This window comes from Streptomyces prunicolor NBRC 13075 (genome assembly GCF_000367365.1).
Classification (GTDB): Bacteria; Actinomycetota; Actinomycetes; order Streptomycetales; family Streptomycetaceae; genus Streptomyces; species Streptomyces prunicolor.
Genome location: NZ_BARF01000126.1, coordinates 24,627 through 45,469 on the forward strand (window position 1 = coordinate 24,627; position 20,843 = coordinate 45,469).

The following is a 20,843-nucleotide window of genomic DNA, read 5'->3' on the forward strand; positions in this document are numbered from 1 at the left end:
AAACGCCGGAGGGGCTGAATTGCCGTCGGCCGGGACTTTCAAGTGCTGGGCAGGGACATGTCCTGGAGGCCAATCACCCGGAGCAGCTGGAGCCGTTCGTGCGACTCCGTGCCGGGGCGGGCCGTGTGGATGATCAGGAGGTGGTGGGCGTCCTGGTTGAGGAGGATCTCGCAGTCCAGCTCCAGGAGACCCACCAGGGGGTGGCGGAAGCGCTTCGTTGACTGACGCCGTACCGCCACCTCGTGTTCCTCCCACAGTCGCGCGAACTCCTCGCTGGACGACCGGAGTTCGGCCACCAGCGCGGCCGGCTCGGGGTCGTCGGGGCGGGCCGCGGCCACCGCGCGCAGGTTCGCGACGTGGGAGCGCGCGTGGTCCGGGATGTCCTCCGGGGGAAACATCTCCCGTGCCGTCGGGTTCAGGAAGAAACGGCGGAGCAGGTTGCGGTCCTGGGGTGGGCGGGCGAACACGTCACCCGTCAGCGCCCGTGACATCGCGTTCTGCGCGATCATCTCGCCGCAGTCGCTCGACACGTGCGCCGGGGTGTCGTGCAGGCGGTCCAGGACCAGGAGGAGGCCCGGCCGTAGGTGCGTGGATGTAGCGCCCCGGCGCGGCGGCTCCTCGCCGGTCAGGTGGAACAGGTGGTCGCGCTCGTCTTCCGTGAGCCGTAGCGCCCGCGCCAGTGCCGTCAGCATCTGGCGGGACGGGTGCGGGCCGCGGGCCTGTTCCAGGCGTGTGTAGTAGTCCACGGACATGCCGGTCAGCTGGGCCACCTCCTCGCGGCGCAGCCCTGGCGTACGGCGCCGGGCGCCGGCCGTGAGGCCCACGTCGGCGGGGTCCAGGCGGGCCCGGCCGCGGCGCAGGAAGTCGGCGAGTTCGGCTCGGTTCACGCTTCCAGGGTGCGGCAGTCCGCCCGGCTTATCCAGGGACTGCTGATCCCCTGATCGGAAGGTCTCTCCCGGTGCCGACCCGCCCGTCCGAAGCTGGTCGGGACAGGACGGGACACGACGAGAGGAGCACATGATGCTGACACTGGTGACAGGCTCGACGGGACAGGTCGGACGTCGCTTCGTACCGAGGCTGCTGGCGCAGGCCCGGCCGGGGGAGCGGGTGCGCGTGCTGGTGCGGGACGAGGCCCGCGGCGAGCGATTCGCGGAGCTGGGTGCGGAGGTCGTCCTCGGCGATCTGCGGGACGAGGACGCCCTCGGCAAGGCGGTCTCCGGCGTCGACGCCGTCGTGAACGTCGCCGCGTCCTTCCGCGGCGTACCGGACGAGGAGGCCTGGGCCGTCAACCACGCGGCGGCGGTCGCCCTGGGACAGGCGGCACTCGCCTCCGGCGTGCGGCGCTTCGTGCAGGTCAGCACGGGGCTCGTGTACGGCACCGGGCGGGGTCGCCCCATGACCGAGGAGGACGAGAGCCGCCCCGGCGGCGAGATGTGGGGTGCCTACCCCGACGCGAAGGCCACGGCCGAACGGGAGTTGCTCGCCCTGGACGGCATGGACGTCCGCGTCGCCCGACTCCCCTTCGTCTACGGCGAGGGTGACCCCCACCTCGCCAACTCCCTGCGCTGGGCCGCCCATTGGGCCTCGAACCAGCGCCTGCACATGGGCCACCACGCGGACGTCGCCCAGGGCCTCCTCCGCATCCTGCACGCCCCGGGAATCGCCGGCCGGATCTACAACATCGCCGACGACGCCCCGGTCACCGCGGTCGAACTCCATCTGCTCAACGGCGTCGAGATCCCCGCCGAACTCCACGAACGCACCGACCCCGACCCGTGGTTGGGCATCATGTCCACCGAACGGATCCGCCGCGAGCTGGGCTACCGCCCGCTGTTCCCGACGGCGTGGTCGGCACGGGACGCGGGCGTGCTCTGACCCTGCCCCCGCACCTGTTCAGTCCACCCCCCGAATCCGCCGGACCAGCAACGCCCCCACCATCCCGATCACCGCGGCCACCAGATACAGCACCCGGTACCCGCCCAGATACGTCACGATCGGCGCGGCGAGGGCGGGCGCCGCGACCTGCGGCAACGCGTTCGCCACGTTGATCACGCCGAGGTCCTTGCCGCGGTCCAGGGCCTTCGGGAGTACGTCCGTCATCAGGGCGAAGTCCACCGACGTGAAGACGCCGAAGCCGATGCCCAGGACCGCCGCCGCGACGACCGCGCCGGGCCAGGTCTGCCAGCCCGCGAGGACCGCCGTCGCCACCGCCATCAGCACGCCGGACCAGATCACGAACGGCTTGCGGCGGCCGACCCGGTCCGACCACACCCCACCCACCACCACTGTGGCCAGCAGCGTCAGGCCGTTCACCGCCGTGAGGATCAGTACGCCCTGGTCGGGGTCGTGGTAGTGGAGGCGGTCCCGCAGGTAATACAACAGATACAGCAACACCAGCGCGTTGCTCAGGTTGATCAGGAAGCGGGTCAGCCACGCCCAGCCCAGGTCGGGATAGCGGCGCGGGCTCAGCCAGAAGCCCCGCACGAAGCCCGGCCAGGACCACACCGGCCGTGCTGTGGGCGGGAGTTGGAGATCCTTGTAACGGAGTACGTACGGCAGCACGCCCACCGCCGTGAACACCGCGCACGCCACGTAACCCGCCCCGATGCCCCCGGCCGCCGTCGCCAGACCCGTACCGCCGACCACGCCCAGGATCTGCGCGGCGCCCAACCAGCCGCCCACAGAGCCCCGTTGGAGCCGCGGCACCCGGTCCGGCACCGCCGCCGTGACCGCCGCGAAGGCCGCGTTCAGGGTGAGTTGGACCAGGCACCAGCCGGCCGCCATCGTCCACACCCCGCCCGCACCCGCGAGCAGCAGCAACGACAGCGCCCCGCCCGCGGCCCCGCCCACGATCCACGGCGTACGGCGCCCCCACCGCGCCGACGTACGGTCCGACAGCGCGCCGAAGAGCGGATTGGCGACCAGCGACACCAGCGCGCCCGCGCCCGTCACCCACGCCAGCATCGACTCCTTGGACATGCCCGTGCCGGGTGCGAAGTCTTTGGCCTGCGAGGCCAGCAGGATCTGCAGGGGGCCGTACCAGCCCACCCAGATCGCCCCGTTGGCGAGCGAGAGCGCGGACGTCCAGCCCCGGCCCACGCGTTCGACGGGTTCGGCCAGGGCGAGCGCCGAAGTGGCCGTGGCGGGAGCCGGGTTGCCGTCGTCCACCGAACTCCCCGTCGTCGTCATCTCTGCGCCCGCAGCATGCCCTGGAACCAGCCGTACGACGCCTTCGGAGTGCGCGCCTGTGTCTCGTAGTCCACGTGTACGAGGCCGAAGCGGCGCTCGTAGCCCTCCGCCCACTCGAAGTTGTCCAGCAGCGACCACACGAAGTACCCGCGTACGTCCACGCCCGCCTCCAACGCCCCGTGCAGCGCCCGGACATGGCCGTCGAGGTAGGCGATCCGGTCCTGGTCGTCGACGCCGTCGTAGGAGCAGCCGTTCTCGGTGATGACGACGGGCGGGAGGCGGTCGCCGTAGCGGTCGTGGAAGGTGGTGAGGAGTTCGGTGAGGCCCTCGGGGACCACGGGCCAGCCGAAGTCCGTCACCGGGACGTGCTCGATCTCCCTTACGGAGAAGGGGAGTTCGGCGGGGAGGGTCAGGCCGCCGAACTCGATCTCCGCGCCCTGGGGTGCCCCGACCCTGCTCGGCGCGTAGTAGTTGATGCCGTACCAGTCGATCGGCTCGGCGATCACCTTCAGGTCCGACTCGACGTCGCCCGGCATCAACTCGCCCAGCCCGGACGGGTATTCACCGAACAGGAGAGGGTCGGCGAACAGGCGGTTCAGGAGCAGGTCGTAGAAGTTCGCCGCCTCTATGTCCTCCGGCTCCTGCGAGGCCGGCCAGGTCGGGCCGTGCGAGTTGGCGATCCCGATGTCGGTGGCACCGGCGGCGCGCAGGGCCCGTACCGCCAACCCGTGGGCGAGCAACTGGTGGTGGGCGACCGGCAGCGCGTCGAACAACAGCGTCCTGCCGGGGGCGTGGGCGCCCAGCGCGTGGCCCAACAGAGTATGTTCCGCGGGCTCGTTGAGGGTGATCCACTTCTTCACCCGGTCGCCGAGGCGGTCGGCGACCAGCGACACGTACTCGGCGAAGTGTGATGCCGTGTCCCTGTTCAACCAGTCCTGCGTGACCGGGAGATCCCAGTGGAACAGGGTCGGGACCGGACGTACGCCCGCCTCGCCCAGTTCGTCGACGAGGCGGTCGTAGAAGTCGAGGCCGCCGGGAGAGTTCACCCGCGGCCAGGAGATCGAGAAGCGGTACGCGTCCACGCCCAGGTCGGCCAGGAGGGCCACGTCCTCGCGGTGGCGGTGGTAGTGGTCGCAGGCCACCGCCGCCGTCGAGCCGTCCTTGATCCGGCCCGGCTCGGCCTCGAACCGGTCCCATACGGACGGTTCGCGCTCGTCCGCCGCGCCCTCGATCTGGTGGGCCGAAGTCGAGACGCCCCAGAGGAAATCGGCCGGGAACCGAGGTATCGGATTGCCTGCATCAGTCGCCATGCGCCGGATCATGGGTACCGGCGGTAACGGGTGTCAACGGGCGGGCGTGAACAAGCAGTTACGCCCGCCCGAGGACATCAGTTCACGCGCCTTCCTTCAACACCCTTGAGATCAGCTCCCGTTGATCGTCGGTGAGCCGGGGGTCGGCCGTGTGCACCGTTTTTCCGTCCACCGTGATCTCGTAGTGGAAGCCGTCCGGGACCCCCGTCGAGGGAGCGCTGTGGCCGGCGGCGACCGCCCGTTCGGCGAGCGCGTGCCACTCATGGGCGTCGGGCCGCGTCGAGGTGTCGACCTCGCCGCGGCGCTGGATACCGCCGAAACCGCCCGTGCGCCGTACCTGAATACGCATGGGTCCTGTCTAGTACGGATGCGGATCCGGCGCGACTGCCGCCGACACCGCGACCGTCGCGACTACGAGGTCGGCACCCCGACCTGTTCCCATGCCTTCGACACGGCCTGCAACTCCTCGCCGCCGTCCCCGAACCGGGTCTTCGCGGCGGCCACCGTGAGCGTCGCGAAGTCCGTGAACAGGGCGTCCTTCTTCAGCTCGCCGCCGGTCAGGACGTCGTACCAGATCTGTCCCGCCTTCTCCCACGCGTGCCCGCCGAGGGCGTCGGCGACCAGGTAGAAGGCGTGGTTGGGGATGCCGGAGTTGATGTGCACGCCGCCGTTGTCGCTGCCGGTCTTGACGAAGTCGTCCATCGTCGCGGGCTGCGGGTCCTTGCCGAGGGCGTCGTCGTCGTAGGCCGTGCCCGGGGCCTTCATCGAGCGCAGGGCGACGCCCGAGACGCGCGGGGCGAGCAGGCCCGCGCCGATCAGCCAGTCGGCCTCGGTGGCGGTCTGGCCGAGCGTGTACTGCTTGATGAGCGAGCCGAAGACGTCGGAGATGGACTCGTTCAGGGCGCCGGACTGGCCGAAGTAGGTCAGGTTCGCGGTGTACTGCGTGACGCCGTGGGTGAGTTCGTGGCCGATGACGTCGACCGGGATGGTGAAGTCGAGGAACAGCTCGCCGTCGCCGTCGCCGAACACCATCTGCTCGCCGTTCCAGAACGCGTTGTCGTACTTCACGTCGTAGTGGACGGACGCGTTGAGCGGCAGGCCCTCGCCGTCGATGGAGTGCCGGTTGAAGGCGTTGAGGTACAGCTCGAAGGTGGCACCGAGACCGGCGAAGGCGCGGTTGACGGTGGCGTCCTTGCCGGGGTCGGAGCCTTCGGCGCGCACCTTCTTCCCCGGCAGCTCCTGCTTGTGCTTCGCGTCGTAGATCGTGCGCTGAGGCTTGTCGGACACGACCGGCGCGGTGAGGGTCGGGGCGCCGATGACCGTGGTCAGCCGGCGGTGGGTGCGCTCGTAGGCGTCGCGCTCCAGGGTCTCGCGGGCGGGACCGGCGAGCGCGGGGTCCTCGTGCTGGGCGAGCCGGTCGAGGACATGCGGCGGGACGATCGTGCAGAAGACGGGCTCGAAGCCCCCGTGAGTCGTCATGCCCGGCACCCTGGCACCGAGTGACGCAGATGTCACTACCGGCAACCATGATTGGTGGAAAACGCGGACATTCATCACAGTCTCGTAGCGGAGAGTGGTATACGACGGCGAATATCCCGCATAGTGATACGGCCCCCCGCACCGCGCACGACTCGGCTAGTCTGCTGAACATCATGCGTATCGGGCTGCTTCTCCTTAGCTGCCGCGGCGAGGGCCTGTAGTCGTAGGCCGACCCCCTCCCCGCGGAGTCTGGCGTTGCGCCGTCGGCCGTCCTTCAGGACACCACGAGGAGCCCCCGCATCATGGCAAGCAGCCGCGTCAATCGCCAGCAGCCCAGTTCCATGCCGATCCACAAGTACGGCCAGTACGAGCAGGTCGACATCCCCGACCGCACCTGGCCCTCGCAGCGGATCACCGTAGCCCCCCGCTGGCTCTCCACGGACCTGCGCGACGGCAACCAGGCCCTGATCGACCCCATGTCACCGGCGCGCAAGCGCGCGATGTTCGACCTGCTGGTCAAGATGGGCTACAAGGAGATCGAGGTCGGCTTCCCGGCCTCCGGCCAGACCGACTTCGACTTCGTGCGCTCGATCATCGAAGAAGAGGGCGCGATCCCGGACGACGTCACGATCTCCGTGCTGACGCAGGCCCGCGAGGACCTGATCGAGCGGACCGTGGAGTCCCTGAAGGGCGCCAAGCGCGCGACCCTGCACCTCTACAACGCGACCGCCCCCGTCTTCCGCCGCGTGGTCTTCCGCGGCTCCAAGGACGACATCAAGCAGATCGCCGTCGACGGCACCCGCCTGGTGATGGAGTACGCCGAGAAACTGCTGGGCCCCGAGACCGAGTTCGGGTACCAGTACTCGCCGGAGATCTTCACGGACACCGAGCTGGACTTCGCGCTGGAGGTCTGCGAGGCGGTCATGGACGTCTGGCAGCCCGGCCCGGACCGCGAGATCATCCTCAACCTGCCTGCCACCGTTGAGCGTTCGACCCCCTCGACCCACGCCGACCGCTTCGAGTGGATGGGCCGCCACCTGTCCCGCCGCGAGCACGTCGTGCTGTCGATCCACCCGCACAACGACCGCGGTACGGCCGTCGCCGCCGCCGAACTGGCGCTGATGGCCGGCGCCGACCGCGTCGAGGGCTGCCTGTTCGGACAGGGCGAGCGCACCGGCAACGTCGACCTGGTCACCCTGGGCATGAACCTGTTCTCGCAGGGCGTCGACCCGCAGATCGACTTCTCGAACATCGACGAGATCCGTCGTACGTGGGAGTACTGCAACCAGATGGAGGTCCACCCGCGCCACCCGTACGTGGGCGACCTGGTCTACACGTCCTTCTCCGGCTCCCACCAGGACGCCATCAAGAAGGGCTTCGACGCCATGGAGGCCGACGCCGCCGCGAAGGGCGTCACCGTCGACGACATCGAGTGGGCCGTCCCGTACCTGCCGATCGACCCGAAGGACGTGGGCCGGTCCTACGAGGCCGTCATCCGGGTCAACTCGCAGTCGGGCAAGGGCGGAATCGCGTACGTCCTGAAGAACGACCACAAGCTGGACCTGCCGCGCCGGATGCAGATCGAGTTCTCCAAGCTCATTCAGGCCAAGACGGACGCCGAGGGCGGCGAGGTCACCCCGAAGGACATCTGGGCGACCTTCGAGGACGAGTACCTGCCGAACCCGGACAACGCCTGGGGCCGTATCCAGGTGAAGAACGGCCAGTCGACCACCGACACCGACGGCGTGGACACGCTCAAGGTGGAGGCGAGCGTCGACGGCGTCGACACCGTCCTGACGGGCTCCGGCAACGGCCCGATCTCCGCGTTCTTCGACGCCCTGGGGTCCGTCGGGATCGACGTACGGCTCCTGGACTACCAGGAGCACACGATGAGCGAGGGAGCCTCCTCGCAGGCCGCGTCGTACATCGAATGCGCGATCGACGACAAGATCCTGTGGGGAATCGGCATTGACGCGAATACGACACGTGCGTCCCTGAAGGCGGTCGTCTCCGCCGTCAACCGCGCTACCCGCTGAACCATCCTGACCGGCGGTTTACTCGTCGCAGAAGGGCCCCGTACGCCGGTCTCCGGCGGGCGGGGCCCCGTCGTTTCCCGGCCATTCCGTGTGCAGGTCACGGAGAGGTCTCGTCCTGGGTACTGACTCCGGCTCGACAATGTGGCTAACATCACGCCAGCGCGGCGATGTTGCCGCGGCGTTACGGAGGTGCGACGTGCTGCCTGAACGGGGACGAGACGGCCGAGTGGTCCATGAGGGCCGTGCGGCGCGCGTGCTGGGCATCCGTACCGCGTGGACCAGCGTCGGAGACGGCGAGTTCTTCTGCCCCGGATGCGGGGGCGACCGCAACTACCAGCGACTCACCGGGCGCCGCCGCTTCACCTTCCTCGGCATGCCGGTACTGCCGCGCGGTGACACCGGCCCCGTCGTCGAGTGCGCCGCCTGCCAGGGCCACTACGGCACCGACGTCCTCGACCACCCCACCACGAGCCGCTTCTCCGCGATGCTCCGCGACGCCGTGCACACGGTCGCCCTCGCGGTCCTCGCGGCGGGCGGCAGCTGCGCCCGTACGTCCCTGGAGGCCGCCGCGGGCACCGTACGGGCCGCCGGCTTCCAGGAGTGCACGGAGGAACAACTGGGCGCCCTCGTCGAGGCCCTGGCCGCCGACACCGGCCGTATCTTCGGCGAACCGAGCGGTGCGGGCCTCGCCATAGAGCTGCACGAGGCCCTCGACCCGCTCGCCCCGCATCTCGCCCCGGCCGGCCGCGAATCGATCCTGCTGCAGGGCGCCCGCATCGCCCTCGCCGACGGCCCGTACACACCGGCGGAACGCGACGCCCTCGCGACGGTGGGCGCGGCCCTGACCATCTGCGCGGACGACGTGACCCGACTGTTGGCGGCGGCGCGGACGCCGTCGTAACCCCGACCCGCCCGCTACTCCCCAGGGAGTAATACGGCCGCCCCGGCCGCCCCCGGCAGTACGCCAGAACTCGCCCTCCCGTGCGATGACTCAGCCCTCCCGCGCCGGAAGTCTGGAGATTGCAACCAGACATCCGCGCCGGGGGTGAGCGCGAGCCCCTGAGAGCACGGCGGGAGTGGCTGTTACGTCCCGGGAGTGGAGCGGCGTTCGCTGTCCTCGGCCGCGCGTCGTACGAGTGATACCAGCCATGAGTTGAGGGAGCGGTCGTCTGCGGCGGCCAGCGTCTTGGCCTTGGCGTACAGGTCGTCGGGGAGTCGGAGATTCAGCTTGATCATGTGTCAATTGTGGCCCTAAAGTGGGGCCATGTCACGTTTCCGGATGTATCCGACGAGTGAGCAGGCGGGCGTCATGCTCGGTCACTGCGCGCACGCCCGGTACGTGTGGAACCTGGCAGTCGAGCAGCACTCCCACTGGCGCAGGGGCAGGAAGGCGGCGCCGGGTTTTGCAGAGCAGTGTCGTCAGCTCACCGAGGCCCGGCGGGAGAACGAGTGGCTGCGTGAGGGCAACGCCGATGTGATGCAGCAGGCCCTCAAGGACTTCGCGCAGGCCAAGAACGCCCGCTTTACGTCCGGGTTCGGTGAACCGACCTGGCGCAAGCGGTTCCAGCACGAGGGCTTCCGCGTCATCGGCACCGACCGCGTTCCCGAGTCCGGGCCGGACGGCAGTCCGAAGCTGAACGCCAGGACCGGCAAGCAGGTCATGGGCCGCTCGGTGGTCGTGCAGAAGCTCAACCGCCGCTGGGCGCAGGTGAAGGTCCCCGGCTGCGGCTGGGTCCGCTTCCGGCTCACCCGCACCGGCCTGCCGGACGCGAAGACATTCCGGGTCACCTTCCGCGATAACCAGTGGCACATCGCGTTCGCCGTCATCCCCGCACCGCTCCCCGCGCCCGGCACGGGTGAGGTCATCGGCATCGACCGGGGTGTGACCATCACCGCCGCCCTCTCGGACGGACGCAGGCTCAACTGCCCCCAGCTCACCGTGAAAGAGCGGGCGCAGGTCCGCAAGCACCAGCGCCGTGCCGCCCGCGCCCCGAAAGGCAGCGAGCGGAAGAGTGCCGAGTACGCGAAGGCCGCCAGGCTCAAGGCCCGCGAAGCCGACCGGCGCAAGGACTGGTGCGAGAAGACCTCAACCATGCTCGCCCGGACCTACGGCCTGATCCGGTTCGAGAAGCTGAACATCAGGAACATGACCGCCAGGGCCAAGCCGAAGCACGACCTGGAGCAGCCGGGTACGTTCCTGAAGAACGGCCGGGCCGCCAAGGCCGGGCTGAACCGGGCCATCCTCGCCCAAGGTTGGGGAATGCTGCGTCGGCGCACCGAAGATAAGGCGCCGGGCCGGGTCGAGGACGTACCCGCCCCCTACACGTCTCTGCGGTGCAGTGCCTGCGGATGGATCGACAAGAACTCGCGCAAGAGCCAAGCCGACTTCGTCTGCTCCTCCTGTGGTTTCACCTGTAACGCGGACAGCAACGCAGCAGTCAATGTCGCGGCAGGACAGGGCGGGATCCCCCGCCCCCGGCGTACTGCCGGTGCCGGAGGGGTGACAGCGGCCACCAGTCGTTCGAGCGCCCGTGAACCTCAACCCACCTGGGTTGGAATCCCCCTCTTCTAAGAGGCGGAGGATGTCAACCTCATGTACCCGGTCACCGGCAATTGGCCCGGCAACGACGAGAAGAAGCGCACCGCCCTCAACGACGATATCCGCCGAGTCGCCCACGATAAGGGCGGGTTGACGGTTCTAGGTCGGCGGCCCCGGTTCACTGGTCACTGACGTCGGCACTAGCCGTGATCGCGGTGTGGGGCGCGGCGCTCGGCATCGGCGAGCTGGTGTTCGGCCCGCTGTTCGGATTCCAGGGCGCCGACCCGGTGCTGGGACTGCTCTCCTTCGTCTTTCTCGTCGCCCTCGGGGTCGACTACGGCATCTTCCTCATGCACCGGATGCGGGAGGAGGCGATCCGGGGCGCCGAACCGGTCGCCGCCGCGCTGACCGCCCTGCGGACGACGGCCAGGGCCGGGGGCGCGAAGGTCGACCTGTCGGTGGAGGCCGCCGCGGGTATCCCGGCCGCAGTGGGCGCCGCCGCGTACCGGATAGTCCAGGAGGCGCTCACCAATGCCGTACGACATGGCGGGCGCGCCGACCTCACGGTCCGGGTCGGTGTGCACGAGCGGGACGGCGCGCTCCGCGTGGACGTCACGGACGACGGCGCGGGTACCGGTGACGGCACCCCCGGCTTCGGGCTCGTCGGCATGCGCGAACGCGTCCGCAGTGTCGGCGGCACGCTGGACGCCGGGCCGTTGGACGAACTGGACGAGCTGGGCGAGCGGGCGGGCTTCGCGGTGACCGCCGTACTGCCGCTGCGGGCGCGCGGCGAGGAGGAGGCACGATGACCGCCACCGCCGCTGCCATCCGGGTGCTCCTCGCCGACGACCAGACCCTCGTACGGGCCGCGTTCGCGATGCTCGTCGAGTCGGCGCGGGACATGGAGGTCGTAGGACAGGCCGCGACCGGACGCGAGGCGGTGGCGCTGGCCCGCACCTCGCGCGCGGACCTCGTCCTGATGGACATCCGCATGCCGGACCTGGACGGCATCGAGGCGACCCGCCTGATCGCGGCCGACGAGGACCTCGCCGGGGTGCGGATCCTCGTCCTCACGACCTACGACACCGACGAGAACGTGGTCGACGCGCTGCGCGCCGGCGCCTCCGGATTCCTGGTCAAGGACACCCGTCCGGCCGAACTCCTCGACGCGATCCGCACGGTGACGGCCGGAGAGGCGCTGCTGTCACCGGGTCCCACGTCCCGGCTGATCGCCCGTTTCCTGCGCGGTCCCGCAACGCCCACCACCGGCGGTCCCGAATGCCTCTCCGAACGCGAACGCGGAGTCCTCGCGCTGGTCGCGCGCGGCCTCAACAACACCGAGGTGGCCGAAGCGTTGGGCCTGAGTCCGCTCACCGCGAAGACGCACGTCAGCCGCATCATGGGGAAGCTGGGGGCGCGGGACCGGGCGCAATTGGTGATCGTGGCGTACGAGTCCGGACTCATCGTTCCGGGTACCACCTGACGGGCACTCGTCGAAAATCGGTCATATTCCTGTGGAACTCATATTCGGTATTCTCTGTTGCTTTGCACATCCGTGCGTGCGGGTATGGGGGGAGTGAAGTTGCCGGTCCGGCCGGCACGGGGGAAGGGGGAACGTTTACGTCCACGTACATCCTGGCATGATCGAATTTCGAGGCCGTCGTGCTGCGCTCGATCAACTGCGCTGATCATCGCGCGTCGGGTACCTGCAAAGGGCGCAACTTCGGCCATGTTGTGCTGCTAGCCTCGATGTCTCGATCAATCAACGGGAGGAAGATCATGACATGGGCTGAAGCGGTGGGAACCCTTCCCGGATACGCGTTCCTGAGTGGGCTGGACGAACTGGAAATAGCGGCTCCGGATGCGGAACTCTCACAGCTCCTCGATTTCCTTGGCCGGATGGATGAGTTGAAACACGTCCAACGGCAGAATCCGGTATCAAATGGGTCGCGCCCGGAGAATACCGCTGAACATTCATGGCACGTCGCCCTGGCCTGTTTACTCTTCACTCGCTATGCCACCGAGCCGATCGACCCGATGCGCTGTGTCGGGCTCGCCGTGCTCCACGACATGGTGGAGGTGGTCGCCGGGGACACGTTCGTCTACGGTCCCGCGGCCGCCGGCCGCCGCCGGCGCGAGGAGCACGCCATCGGAGTCCTCCTGGAGCCGTTGCCGACCCGGGAGCGCGAGGTCCTGGAACAGGGCTGGCGCGAGTACGAGTTCACGAAGACCGCCGAGGGCAAGTACGTCATGGCCCTGGACGTACTGCTGCCGATCTTCATGAACCTCATGGCGGGCGAGAAGTCCTCCTGGCGGCGGCACGGCGTGGCCGCGGCGGCCGTACGGCATCGAGTGGAAGGTGTCGAGGACACCATCCCGGCGCTGGCGAAGGTCGCGTACGAGGCCATCGAAAAGGGAATCGAGCGCGGTCTGCTCACATCACCATAACGGGGGAGCGAGGGGGAAATGCTGAGTGCGCTGCTGCCCACCGGTACGGCGATACTCGGCCTGGTGGCCGGACTGCTCGCGCCCATGGTGAGCAATTTACTCGACGGCCGTAAACGCCGGGCCGAAAATCAGCGCGTGCAGTGCGACGAAATACTCATGCTCTTTCAAGGGGTCGATGTCGTCCAGACCCTGACCGAATCGAGCAGCGTCGTAAGGCGCACTCTTCTGCTGCGGGCGGTTCGCATTCAGGACGACCGGGCGAGGCAGGCGTGCCACGATCTTGTCGAATACGCGGTCGGTGCCAACTTCCAGGAGGATGAACTGCTGGTCCGGTGGAGCGTGATGATTCATGAAGTCGCTCGGGTGTATCGGTCCCAAAACTGAGGAACAGCCCATATCCGTAGCGAATGTCCTGAAGGTTCATCGGGGGATGGTGATGGCATATGCCATCGGGGATAGAAGCCGACCAGGCACTGGCGGCCAGAGGACTACTGCGTTCCGGTTCCGCTGTGGGGCAGACCGCGACCGGCGTCGCGCAGAACGCCGGAGCGGTGAGCATGACCGCCGCCTCACTGCAGAGCGAGCTGGGTCAGGCACTGCGTGAGGCCTCCGAGGTCACGGTGTGCGGGGTGGCGTCCCGGGAGTTCATCACGGCCATTCAGGCGGTGGCCTCCAGTGCGCACGGGACTCCGGCGGAACTTCCCTGGGACGTGTTCCGCTATGTGACACCGGCACCGACCCTGATTCTCGCCAACCGGTGGAACGTACGCCTCGGTCCGGTGGTGCAGCAGTGGCAGTCGGCCGTGACGGCCCTGCGCAACTCGGTCCAGCAGTGGCAGCCGACGCCCACCGAGTCGGGAACACGTGACCGGGGGTTCCACCTGCTGTCCATGAACCTGCTGTACCTGCAGATGTCGATCCTGGTGAAGCAGCGGGAGACCGGGCGGCAGCGGGTGTGGGCGCCCATCGGGCCGCCGTCCGTCTCCGGTGTCGAGCAGTACGAGTCCTACGAGGACGACGCGCCCAAGTTCCAGCAGATCGCCGACAGCATCAGGGGGTGGGCCGACGGCGCCAGCGACTTCCTGACCCGGCAGGTCGACTGCGAGCCCGTCGATCCGAGGATCGCCGATGTGGGCAACGAACTCCTCGCGTCGGGAACCCCGACAACGGATCCGGAACTGTGGAAGCTGCCCGTCCGGTCACTCGAACCGTACGGTGCGACGCCGAAGCACAGGACGTGCCTTCCCGTCGCCATCTGCGTGGTGCGTTCGAGGTCCGCGGGGCATCCGGTCGTCCTTCTGAAGCGACGCACCCACATGACCGCCAACGACGACTTCGGAAAGCTGTCGCTGTTGAGCGCGCGGGTGCTGGAGGAGGACGTCGCGGTCGCGCTGGGGGTCGTGCCCTTCCTGGACCGGGACTCCACCGGCGCGATCGACGGCATGTGGATGGCGGCCAACGATCCCGCCTCGGCCCTCACCCTGTCGCGGGAGGCGTTCATCCACGCCGGGCAGCGCGAACTGTTCTACTCCACCGGTCTCGACATCCCGGAGAACCGGTTCCGGCTGTGCGGGTTCCGGGTGGTGGACCGGGAGAACACCCACGAGCAGTTGTTCTTCTGCATCTTCGAAGTGATCCTCTACCGCCGGGAGCCCGACGAACTCGGCCTCGCCATCCAGTGGAACCTGGGAGATCTCCGCATGCTGTCTCAAGTGGGCGAGTCCGCCCTCTATTCGGGAACGTACGACGAAGAGCTCAACCGGCTCCTGTTGCGTGCTCGGGAGTGGTTGGTGACCCACGTCTTCAACGAGCCTGTTCCGGTGGTGCCTGATGGACCATGAAGCGGTGGCGGCCTTCGTCTTCCTGAGTGAGGGCCCGAGGCCGAGGATTCTGGTGGGCATACGAAGGCCGGAGTACAACGACCGGCATCCGGGCGTGGTCAGCGTGCCCACGATCCGCATACCACCGGAGTTGGCACTGCAACTGGCGTGCCTGGCCACGGTCGGTCTCCCCGGCTTCGCCGGTTCCGAAGGGAACGGCCCGCACCGGGCGTTCGGGGTCTCCCGGGCGACCACGACGGTGGAGGGGCTGCTGGTGGAGACCGTGCTCGCGAAGAAACTGCGGATGGGGGAGGCTCTTGAGTCGGGACTGGTCTCGGGAGAGTGTTTCGTCCACTGTGTGCTGCGGGGCGACGTCGAGGATCCGACGGGGCGGGACGGAAGCGTCGAGCCGACGTTCATGGTGGCGCTGGTCGCGCAGCTTCATTCGGGTCTTGAGGCGTTCCCCGTCAGTACCTCCAGCTATTCGGCGCTGTCCTGGGCGGAGCCGGAGGAGTTCCGGACGGCCTGGCGCACCAGGGACGGGCAGCGGCTCTTCCCCGACGCCAGCCCGTTGGAGGTGTGCATCAGAGGCCTGTGCGTGCAGGCCGCGGTGAGAGTCCTGGAGCGGGTGAACGCCGACGTGGCCTAGAGGCGAGGCCTGGGCGCAGCGGCATGGCCCAGCGGCGGGGCTTTCCGAGGAGCAGGGAACAACGACTCCGGGAAGTATGTCCGCGTGATCCTCTTGAGCCGCATCCTCCTCGCCGGCACCGTGCTCCTCACTCCGTTCACCGCCACACAGACGGCTTCCGCGCACTCCGGCTGCACGTCCTCCGTGCCGTACGTCTCGGGAAGCGGCGGCTACGACACCTACCGCATCCCCGCGACCGTCACCACCGACCAGGGCACCGTCCTCGCCTTCGCCGAGGGACGCCACAACAGCGCGGGCGACACCGGCAACATCGACGTCGTCCTCAGACGTTCCGGCGACGGCGGCTGCACCTGGGGTCCGTTGTCGGTGGTGGCCGCCGGGGACGGGGACACCCGGGGCAACCCAGCGCCCGTCGTCGACCCCCGCACCGGCGCGATCGTGCTGGTCACCTCCTACAACAGCGGTGCCGTCACCGAGGGCCGGATCATGCGGGGCGAGGTCACGCCGGAACAGAGCCGTCGGGTGTTCGTGCAGCGCAGCTGGGACGACGGGCGGAGTTTTACCGCTCCTCGGGACATCACGGGCGAGGTGAAGCTGCCGAGTTGGCGGTGGTACGCGACCGGGCCCGGGCATGCCGTCGCGCTCACGCGGGGGCCGCACGCGGGGAGGCTGGTGATCCCGGCCAACCACTCCGCCGCACCGGCCGCCGGGTCGACCGACACCGGGCAGGAGGCGAAGTACTACGGCGGGCACGACCTGTACAGCGACGACGGGGGCGAGACGTGGCGGCTGGGGTTCGTGGACGCCACGTACGACGGGGTCGACAACGCGAATGAATCCACTGCTGCTCAACTCCCTGACGGTCGGCTGTACTTCAGCTCCCGGGACCAACTGGGGACGAGCGTGGGGAATCGGCTCGACACGTACTCCAGCGACGGGGGTGCGAGTCTGGATCGGCCCTACGCGATCCAGCACACCTTGGATGATGCGCCGGTGGTCGAGGGGAGTGTTCTTCAACTGCCGGTCGTGGGGGCTCCGTTGCTGTTCTCGGCGCCGTCCGTGCCCAACGTCCGCCAAGGGATGGCGATTTGGCGGAGTGCGGATGGCGGGGGGAGCTTTGCGAAGGCGGTTGTGCTGTCGGGGGAGTGGGCGGGGTACTCGGATCTGGTGGCGGTGGACGGGGACACCGTCGGGGTGCTTTATGAGACCGGGGGGACGAGCGCGTACGACACGATCGAGTTTCGGCGGGTGGGCGTGGCCGGGCTGAGTGGTGGGTGAGCGTCCCTGGGGGCTCCACCCCCAGGCCCTCGTGGTCACGAAGGACGGCCGTGCTCCGGGTCGGCCTACCGCGCCGGGCGGAACGGCCGCAGGAAACGCCTTCATCGCGGCTTCCTTCCCGGGCTTGCTCCTCCTGACTCCGAACAGCATCGTCGTGCGCCGTTCACGACTCGACACTGGTCCCCGGGGAGCGTCGGCGGGAGCTGCGGGGCTTCGTGGTACAGCGCGTACCACCCGGTGGGGCGGGGTGTGCGGGAGGATGGTGGGCATGGATCAACTCGGTGCCGCGCTGCGGGCGTGGCGGGACCGGCTGGATCCCGCGACGATGGGCTTCGCGCACGGCTCACCCCGTCGGGTCCCCGGTCTGCGGCGCGCGGAGCTGGCGACGCTGGCCGGCATCTCGGTCGAGTACGTGGTCCGGCTGGAGCAGGGACGGGTCGCGACGCCCTCGGCGCAGGTCTGCTCGGCCCTGGCCCGCGCCCTGCACCTGTCCGACGACGAGCACGCGCACCTTATGCGCATGGCCGGGCACGCGGCGGATCCCGCCCGGGTTCCGCGCGTGATCACGGGGAGCCTGTACCGGATCGTGGACCAGCTCGCCGGCAACCCGTTGGCGATCTACGACGCCACCTGGCAGCTGCTGCACTGGAACCCGCTGTTCGCGGCCACGTTCGGCGACCCCACGGTCCACGATGTGGGCGACCGCAACGTCCTGGTCCGGCAGTTCCTGGGTGAGCTGCCCCGGATCCGGCGGACGGCGGCCGAGCGGGCGGCGTTCGAGGAGTCCCTCGTCGCCGACCTGCGCGCGACGACGAGCCGGTACCCCGACGATCCCGACCTCGCGGCGCTGGTGTCGAGGCTGAACCTCAGCCCACGGTTTTGCGAGTTGTGGAGCCGCCGAGCGGTGGGCGGTCACCAGAGTGCGCACAAACTCGTCCGGCACCCGGACGTCGGAGACATCGCCATGAACTCCGACATCCTCGCCACCCAGGACACCAACCTCCGCCTCGTGGTGTACACGCCGCGGCCGGGCACCGACGCCCGCAGCAAACTCGAACTCCTCGCGGCCATCGGGGTCCAGCGGATGTCTCCGCAGAAGTGAAGCCGGGTGGTACGCGCCGTACCAGGAAGTCCCGTAGCTCCCGCCGACCCTCCCAGGGACCCAGCATGAAGTGCGTGAACAGCGCACGACCGTGCTGTCCGGACCAGGAGGAGCCAGCATGACCACCACCTTCATCACCGGGGCCAACAAGTCCCTCGGCCTGGAAACCGCCCGTCGCCTCGTCGAGGCGGGTCACACCGTCCTCCTCGGTGCCCGCGACCGTGAGCGCGGTCGGGCCGCTGCCGCCTCGCTCGGCGCCCGGTTCGTCCGGATCGACGTGACCGACGACGCCTCGGTCCAGGCCGCGGCCGCGGACGTCGCCGCGCACGAGGGAACGATCGACGTCCTGGTCAACAACGCCGGCGTCCTCGGCAAGGTCGGCCCCGTCGAGGAGTACACCGCGGCCGACGTGAGCGCCGTGCTCGACGTGAACGTCGTCGGGATCGTGCGCGTCACGCACGCCTTCCTCCCACTGCTGCGCAACTCGCCGAACCCCGTCATCGTCAACGTGTCCAGCGGGATGGGCTCCTTCGGCATGACCCAGGACCCGGCGCGGATCGAGTCGCAGTACACCCTGCCCCTCTACAGCGCCTCGAAGGCCGCGGTCACGATGCTCACGACGCAGTACGCCAAGGAACTGAAGGACGTGAAGGTCAACGCCGCGGACCCCGGGCAGACCGCGACCGACTTCACCGGCGGCCTCGGACACGGCGTCGCCGAGGGCGCGGAGTCCATCGTGACCCTCGCGACGATCGGCCCGGACGGACCGACGGGACAGTTCATCGACCGGTCCGGGAACCTTCCGTGGTGAACGTGCCCTGAGCTCAAACGGGTGGGTGGGAATCCCGGTCGGTCACAGCAACCCCGCCGCCGCCAGAAACTTCCCCACCCGTCCCACCTCGTCCGCCGACAACGACACCTGAGGCTCCGCAGTCGCCGCACACTCGATCACGCCCCGCAGCTGCAGCGCCGCCTTGAATGCCCCCAGCGCCGACGAACTACCCCCCATCCGCGCCGGGTCCCCCACCCCCACCAGCCCGAACAACGCGCACAGCCGCTCCTGTTCGGCACGCGCCCGATCCCAGTCCCCGGCCCGGCACAGCGCGTCGAGACGGACGTACCCGTGCGGATCGACGTTGGCGAGACCGGGCACCGCCCCGTCCGCGCCCAGCGCCAGCGCGGAGTCGACGAACAGTTCGGAACCGGTGAGCACGCTGAACCCGGTGATGTCCGGATCAACACGCGCGCCAGTCACCACCGTTCGAAAGCCCCCGAGGTCCCCGCTGGAGTCCTTGAGCCCGGCGAGGACCCCCTCGGCGGCGAGTTCGAGGACGAGCTCGGAGGGCAGCTTGGTGTGGACGGAGGCGGGGAGGTCGTAGGCAACGACAGGGGCCGGGGACGCGGCGGCGATCAGGCGGTAGTGGCGGGCGATCTCGGCGGGGTGGGTGCGCGTGTAGAAAGGCGCAGTCACTACGACCGCGTCCGCACCCGCATCGGTCACCGCGGCCACATGGTCCAGAACCCGGGGCGTAGTCATGTCGATCGCCCCTGCCAGCACCGGCAGTTGACCCCCGACATGAGCCACCACGGCCTCGACGACAAGCCTCCGCTGCCGGTCCGTCAGATACGCCGCCTCCGAGGTCGAGCCGAGCAGGAACAGCCCGTGTACCCCGGCCTCCACCAGATGGTCGACGAGCCTGAGCAGGGAACGGACGTCCACCTCGCGGTCCGGTGTCAGGGGCGTGCAGACGGGCGGTACGACACCGGTGAGCGGGGCGGGGAAGGTCATGGGGCTCCCTCGGTCTGCGGCAATTTGCGTCAACTATCTTGTATAGTCCCGGTGTCGCGGCGGGACACGCCGGAGGGGTGACGTCACGTGAGTGGTCGAGCGCCCGTGAACCCCAGTCCGTTCAGGGCTGGAACCCATCTCCTTCAGAGAGTGGGGGATGTCAAAGGATGGTGGCAGCGGTAGCTGTGGCCGGGCGTCGACGCATTCGCGAGGCCCGGCATCACCTCGGCACACATGTCGTCGGCCCTCCAGCAGCGTGTGCGGAACGGGCAGCCGCTCGGCGGTCGTGTCGCCGACGGTACCGGCCCCTCCAGCGTGATCGGGTCGACCGCATGCAGCAGGCTTGGCGTCGCCGAGAAAAGGGCTCTGGTGTACGGGTGCCTCGCCCGGTCGGTGACCTGGTCGGCCGGGGTCTCCTCGACGATCCGGCCCAGGTACATCGTGATCACACGGTCGCTCATCCGCCGTACCGTCTGGATGTCGTGGGACACGAACACCAGGGCCAGGCCCAGCCGTTCCTTCAGGTCCAGCAACAGATTGAGAATCTGGGCCCGGACCGACACATCCAACGCGCTGGTCGGTTCGTCGGCCACCACGAGGTCGGGGTTCAGCGCCAACGCCCTCGCGATCGCGACGCGTTGGCGTTGCCCGCCGGAGAGCTGGCCCGGTAGACCGTCCGCGAGCGCGCGTGGGAGGCCCACCAGCGACATCAACTCCCGTACGCGTTCCTCGCGTTGTCTCCTGTCGCCGCGCCCGTGCACGTCCAACGGATCCCGCAGTATCTGCCGGATCGTCAGACGCCGGTTCAGCGCGGTCGACGGGTCCTGGAAGATCATGCCGATGCCCGTGCCGACGGCCGCCCGGCGTTCGCCCTCCGGCATCGACCACAGGTCCCGGCCCCGGAAGGACACCGTGCCGGACGTCGGCCGCTGTACGCCCACCAACACCTTGGCCAGCGTGGACTTTCCACAGCCCGACTCGCCGACGACGCCGACCGTCTCGCCGGGCGCGATGCTGAGATCGGCACCGGTCAGGGCGTAGACCCGATCACGGCTGAACAGCCCACCGCTGCGCGCCTTGTGGACGACATGAGCACCGGCCAACTCGACCAGCACACCGCTCACTTGATCACCCTCCGCCTCAACACCCGCGCCGCTCATCCTTCTGCCTCCCGCTCGACACCCGCACCCTCCACCCCGCCCAA

The 20,843-nt window shown here is 69.1% G+C and carries 21 protein-coding genes; 13 read left to right on the top strand and 8 right to left on the bottom strand.

Annotation, left to right across the window (positions count from 1 at the left end; translation table 11 throughout):
• Positions 1 to 38: 38 nt before the first annotated feature.
• Positions 39 to 887 carry a helix-turn-helix transcriptional regulator gene (locus tag SPR02S_RS48090; protein ID WP_019064222.1) on the bottom strand — a complete coding sequence of 283 codons (849 nt, stop codon included), beginning with the start codon at positions 885 to 887 and terminating at the stop codon, positions 39 to 41.
• Between the two features lie 133 nt (positions 888 to 1,020).
• Between SPR02S_RS48090 and SPR02S_RS48095 the strand changes: the two genes are divergently transcribed.
• Complete coding sequence (locus SPR02S_RS48095; protein ID WP_026151564.1) at positions 1,021 to 1,875, top strand: NAD-dependent epimerase/dehydratase family protein; 855 nt, start codon at positions 1,021 to 1,023, stop codon at positions 1,873 to 1,875.
• Positions 1,876 to 1,893: 18 nt separating this feature from the next.
• Here SPR02S_RS48095 and SPR02S_RS48100 read toward each other — a convergent pair whose 3' ends face one another.
• The 4 genes from SPR02S_RS48100 to SPR02S_RS48115 all read right to left on the bottom strand — a co-directional run bounded on the left by SPR02S_RS48100 (position 1,894) and on the right by SPR02S_RS48115 (position 5,978).
• The gene (locus SPR02S_RS48100; protein ID WP_052347182.1) at positions 1,894 to 3,189 is read right to left on the bottom strand and encodes an MFS transporter; all 1,296 of its coding nucleotides are present in this window, start codon (positions 3,187 to 3,189) and stop codon (positions 1,894 to 1,896) included.
• Positions 3,186 to 4,511, bottom strand: coding sequence for a GH1 family beta-glucosidase (locus SPR02S_RS48105; protein ID WP_174447610.1), 1,326 nt, complete (start codon positions 4,509 to 4,511; stop codon positions 3,186 to 3,188). Before SPR02S_RS48105 ends, SPR02S_RS48100 begins: the two co-directional genes overlap by 4 nt.
• A 70-nt stretch (positions 4,512 to 4,581) precedes the next feature.
• On the bottom strand, positions 4,582 to 4,848 hold the full coding sequence (locus SPR02S_RS48110; RefSeq protein ID WP_019064226.1) for a protealysin inhibitor emfourin: 267 nt from the start codon (positions 4,846 to 4,848) through the stop codon (positions 4,582 to 4,584).
• Between the two features lie 62 nt (positions 4,849 to 4,910).
• Positions 4,911 to 5,978 (bottom strand): M4 family metallopeptidase, encoded by a 1,068-nt coding sequence (locus tag SPR02S_RS48115; protein ID WP_019064227.1) that lies wholly within the window; start codon positions 5,976 to 5,978, stop codon positions 4,911 to 4,913.
• Positions 5,979 to 6,280: 302 nt separating this feature from the next.
• On the opposite strand from SPR02S_RS48115, the gene leuA reads away from it, so the two are divergent.
• The gene (leuA, locus tag SPR02S_RS48120) at positions 6,281 to 8,014 is read left to right on the top strand and encodes a 2-isopropylmalate synthase (RefSeq protein ID WP_019064228.1); all 1,734 of its coding nucleotides are present in this window, start codon (positions 6,281 to 6,283) and stop codon (positions 8,012 to 8,014) included.
• Between the two features lie 196 nt (positions 8,015 to 8,210).
• Positions 8,211 to 8,915, top strand: a complete 705-nt coding sequence (locus SPR02S_RS48125; protein WP_026151566.1) for a TerB family tellurite resistance protein — start codon at positions 8,211 to 8,213, stop codon at positions 8,913 to 8,915.
• Between the two features lie 182 nt (positions 8,916 to 9,097).
• Here the strand turns inward: SPR02S_RS48125 and SPR02S_RS61235 are convergent, their stop codons facing one another.
• A complete protein-coding gene (locus SPR02S_RS61235; RefSeq protein ID WP_019064230.1) occupies positions 9,098 to 9,250 on the bottom strand; it encodes a toxin-antitoxin system HicB family antitoxin in 153 nt (50 codons plus the stop codon).
• A gap of 28 nt (positions 9,251 to 9,278) precedes the next feature.
• On the opposite strand from SPR02S_RS61235, the gene SPR02S_RS48135 reads away from it, so the two are divergent.
• From SPR02S_RS48135 to SPR02S_RS48180, 10 genes are all read left to right on the top strand, one after another.
• Positions 9,279 to 10,586 (top strand): RNA-guided endonuclease InsQ/TnpB family protein, encoded by a 1,308-nt coding sequence (locus tag SPR02S_RS48135; RefSeq protein ID WP_043259015.1) that lies wholly within the window; start codon positions 9,279 to 9,281, stop codon positions 10,584 to 10,586.
• A 215-nt stretch (positions 10,587 to 10,801) separates the two neighbouring features.
• On the top strand, positions 10,802 to 11,362 hold the full coding sequence (locus tag SPR02S_RS65905; protein ID WP_373283441.1) for a sensor histidine kinase: 561 nt from the start codon (positions 10,802 to 10,804) through the stop codon (positions 11,360 to 11,362).
• Complete coding sequence (locus SPR02S_RS48145) at positions 11,359 to 12,036, top strand: response regulator (RefSeq protein WP_019064233.1); 678 nt, start codon at positions 11,359 to 11,361, stop codon at positions 12,034 to 12,036. Before SPR02S_RS65905 ends, SPR02S_RS48145 begins: the two co-directional genes overlap by 4 nt.
• Before the next feature lie 416 nt (positions 12,037 to 12,452).
• A complete protein-coding gene (locus tag SPR02S_RS61245; RefSeq protein ID WP_245607757.1) occupies positions 12,453 to 13,001 on the top strand; it encodes an HD domain-containing protein in 549 nt (182 codons plus the stop codon).
• A gap of 18 nt (positions 13,002 to 13,019) precedes the next feature.
• Positions 13,020 to 13,385, top strand: a complete 366-nt coding sequence (locus SPR02S_RS48155) for a hypothetical protein (RefSeq protein WP_019064235.1) — start codon at positions 13,020 to 13,022, stop codon at positions 13,383 to 13,385.
• Positions 13,386 to 13,510: 125 nt separating this feature from the next.
• Entirely contained in the window at positions 13,511 to 14,842 is a 1,332-nt protein-coding gene (locus SPR02S_RS48160; protein ID WP_019064236.1) for a hypothetical protein, read from the top strand.
• Positions 14,832 to 15,470 (top strand): hypothetical protein, encoded by a 639-nt coding sequence (locus SPR02S_RS48165; RefSeq protein WP_019064237.1) that lies wholly within the window; start codon positions 14,832 to 14,834, stop codon positions 15,468 to 15,470. The genes SPR02S_RS48160 and SPR02S_RS48165 overlap by 11 nt, the downstream gene beginning before the upstream one ends.
• A gap of 84 nt (positions 15,471 to 15,554) precedes the next feature.
• Positions 15,555 to 16,748: a sialidase family protein gene (locus tag SPR02S_RS48170; protein ID WP_019064238.1), complete on the top strand. Its 1,194-nt coding sequence runs from the start codon at positions 15,555 to 15,557 to the stop codon at positions 16,746 to 16,748.
• 268 nt (positions 16,749 to 17,016) lie between these two features.
• A complete protein-coding gene (locus tag SPR02S_RS48175) occupies positions 17,017 to 17,850 on the top strand; it encodes a helix-turn-helix transcriptional regulator (RefSeq protein WP_019064239.1) in 834 nt (277 codons plus the stop codon).
• Positions 17,851 to 17,968: 118 nt separating this feature from the next.
• Positions 17,969 to 18,661 (top strand): SDR family NAD(P)-dependent oxidoreductase, encoded by a 693-nt coding sequence (locus SPR02S_RS48180; protein WP_019064240.1) that lies wholly within the window; start codon positions 17,969 to 17,971, stop codon positions 18,659 to 18,661.
• A 42-nt stretch (positions 18,662 to 18,703) separates the two neighbouring features.
• Here the strand turns inward: SPR02S_RS48180 and SPR02S_RS48185 are convergent, their stop codons facing one another.
• Both SPR02S_RS48185 and SPR02S_RS48190 read right to left on the bottom strand, forming a co-directional pair.
• On the bottom strand, positions 18,704 to 19,639 hold the full coding sequence (locus SPR02S_RS48185; protein WP_019064241.1) for a dihydrodipicolinate synthase family protein: 936 nt from the start codon (positions 19,637 to 19,639) through the stop codon (positions 18,704 to 18,706).
• A 143-nt stretch (positions 19,640 to 19,782) separates the two neighbouring features.
• Entirely contained in the window at positions 19,783 to 20,799 is a 1,017-nt protein-coding gene (locus tag SPR02S_RS48190) for an oligopeptide/dipeptide ABC transporter ATP-binding protein (protein ID WP_052347184.1), read from the bottom strand.
• Between the last annotated feature and the right edge of the window lie 44 nt (positions 20,800 to 20,843).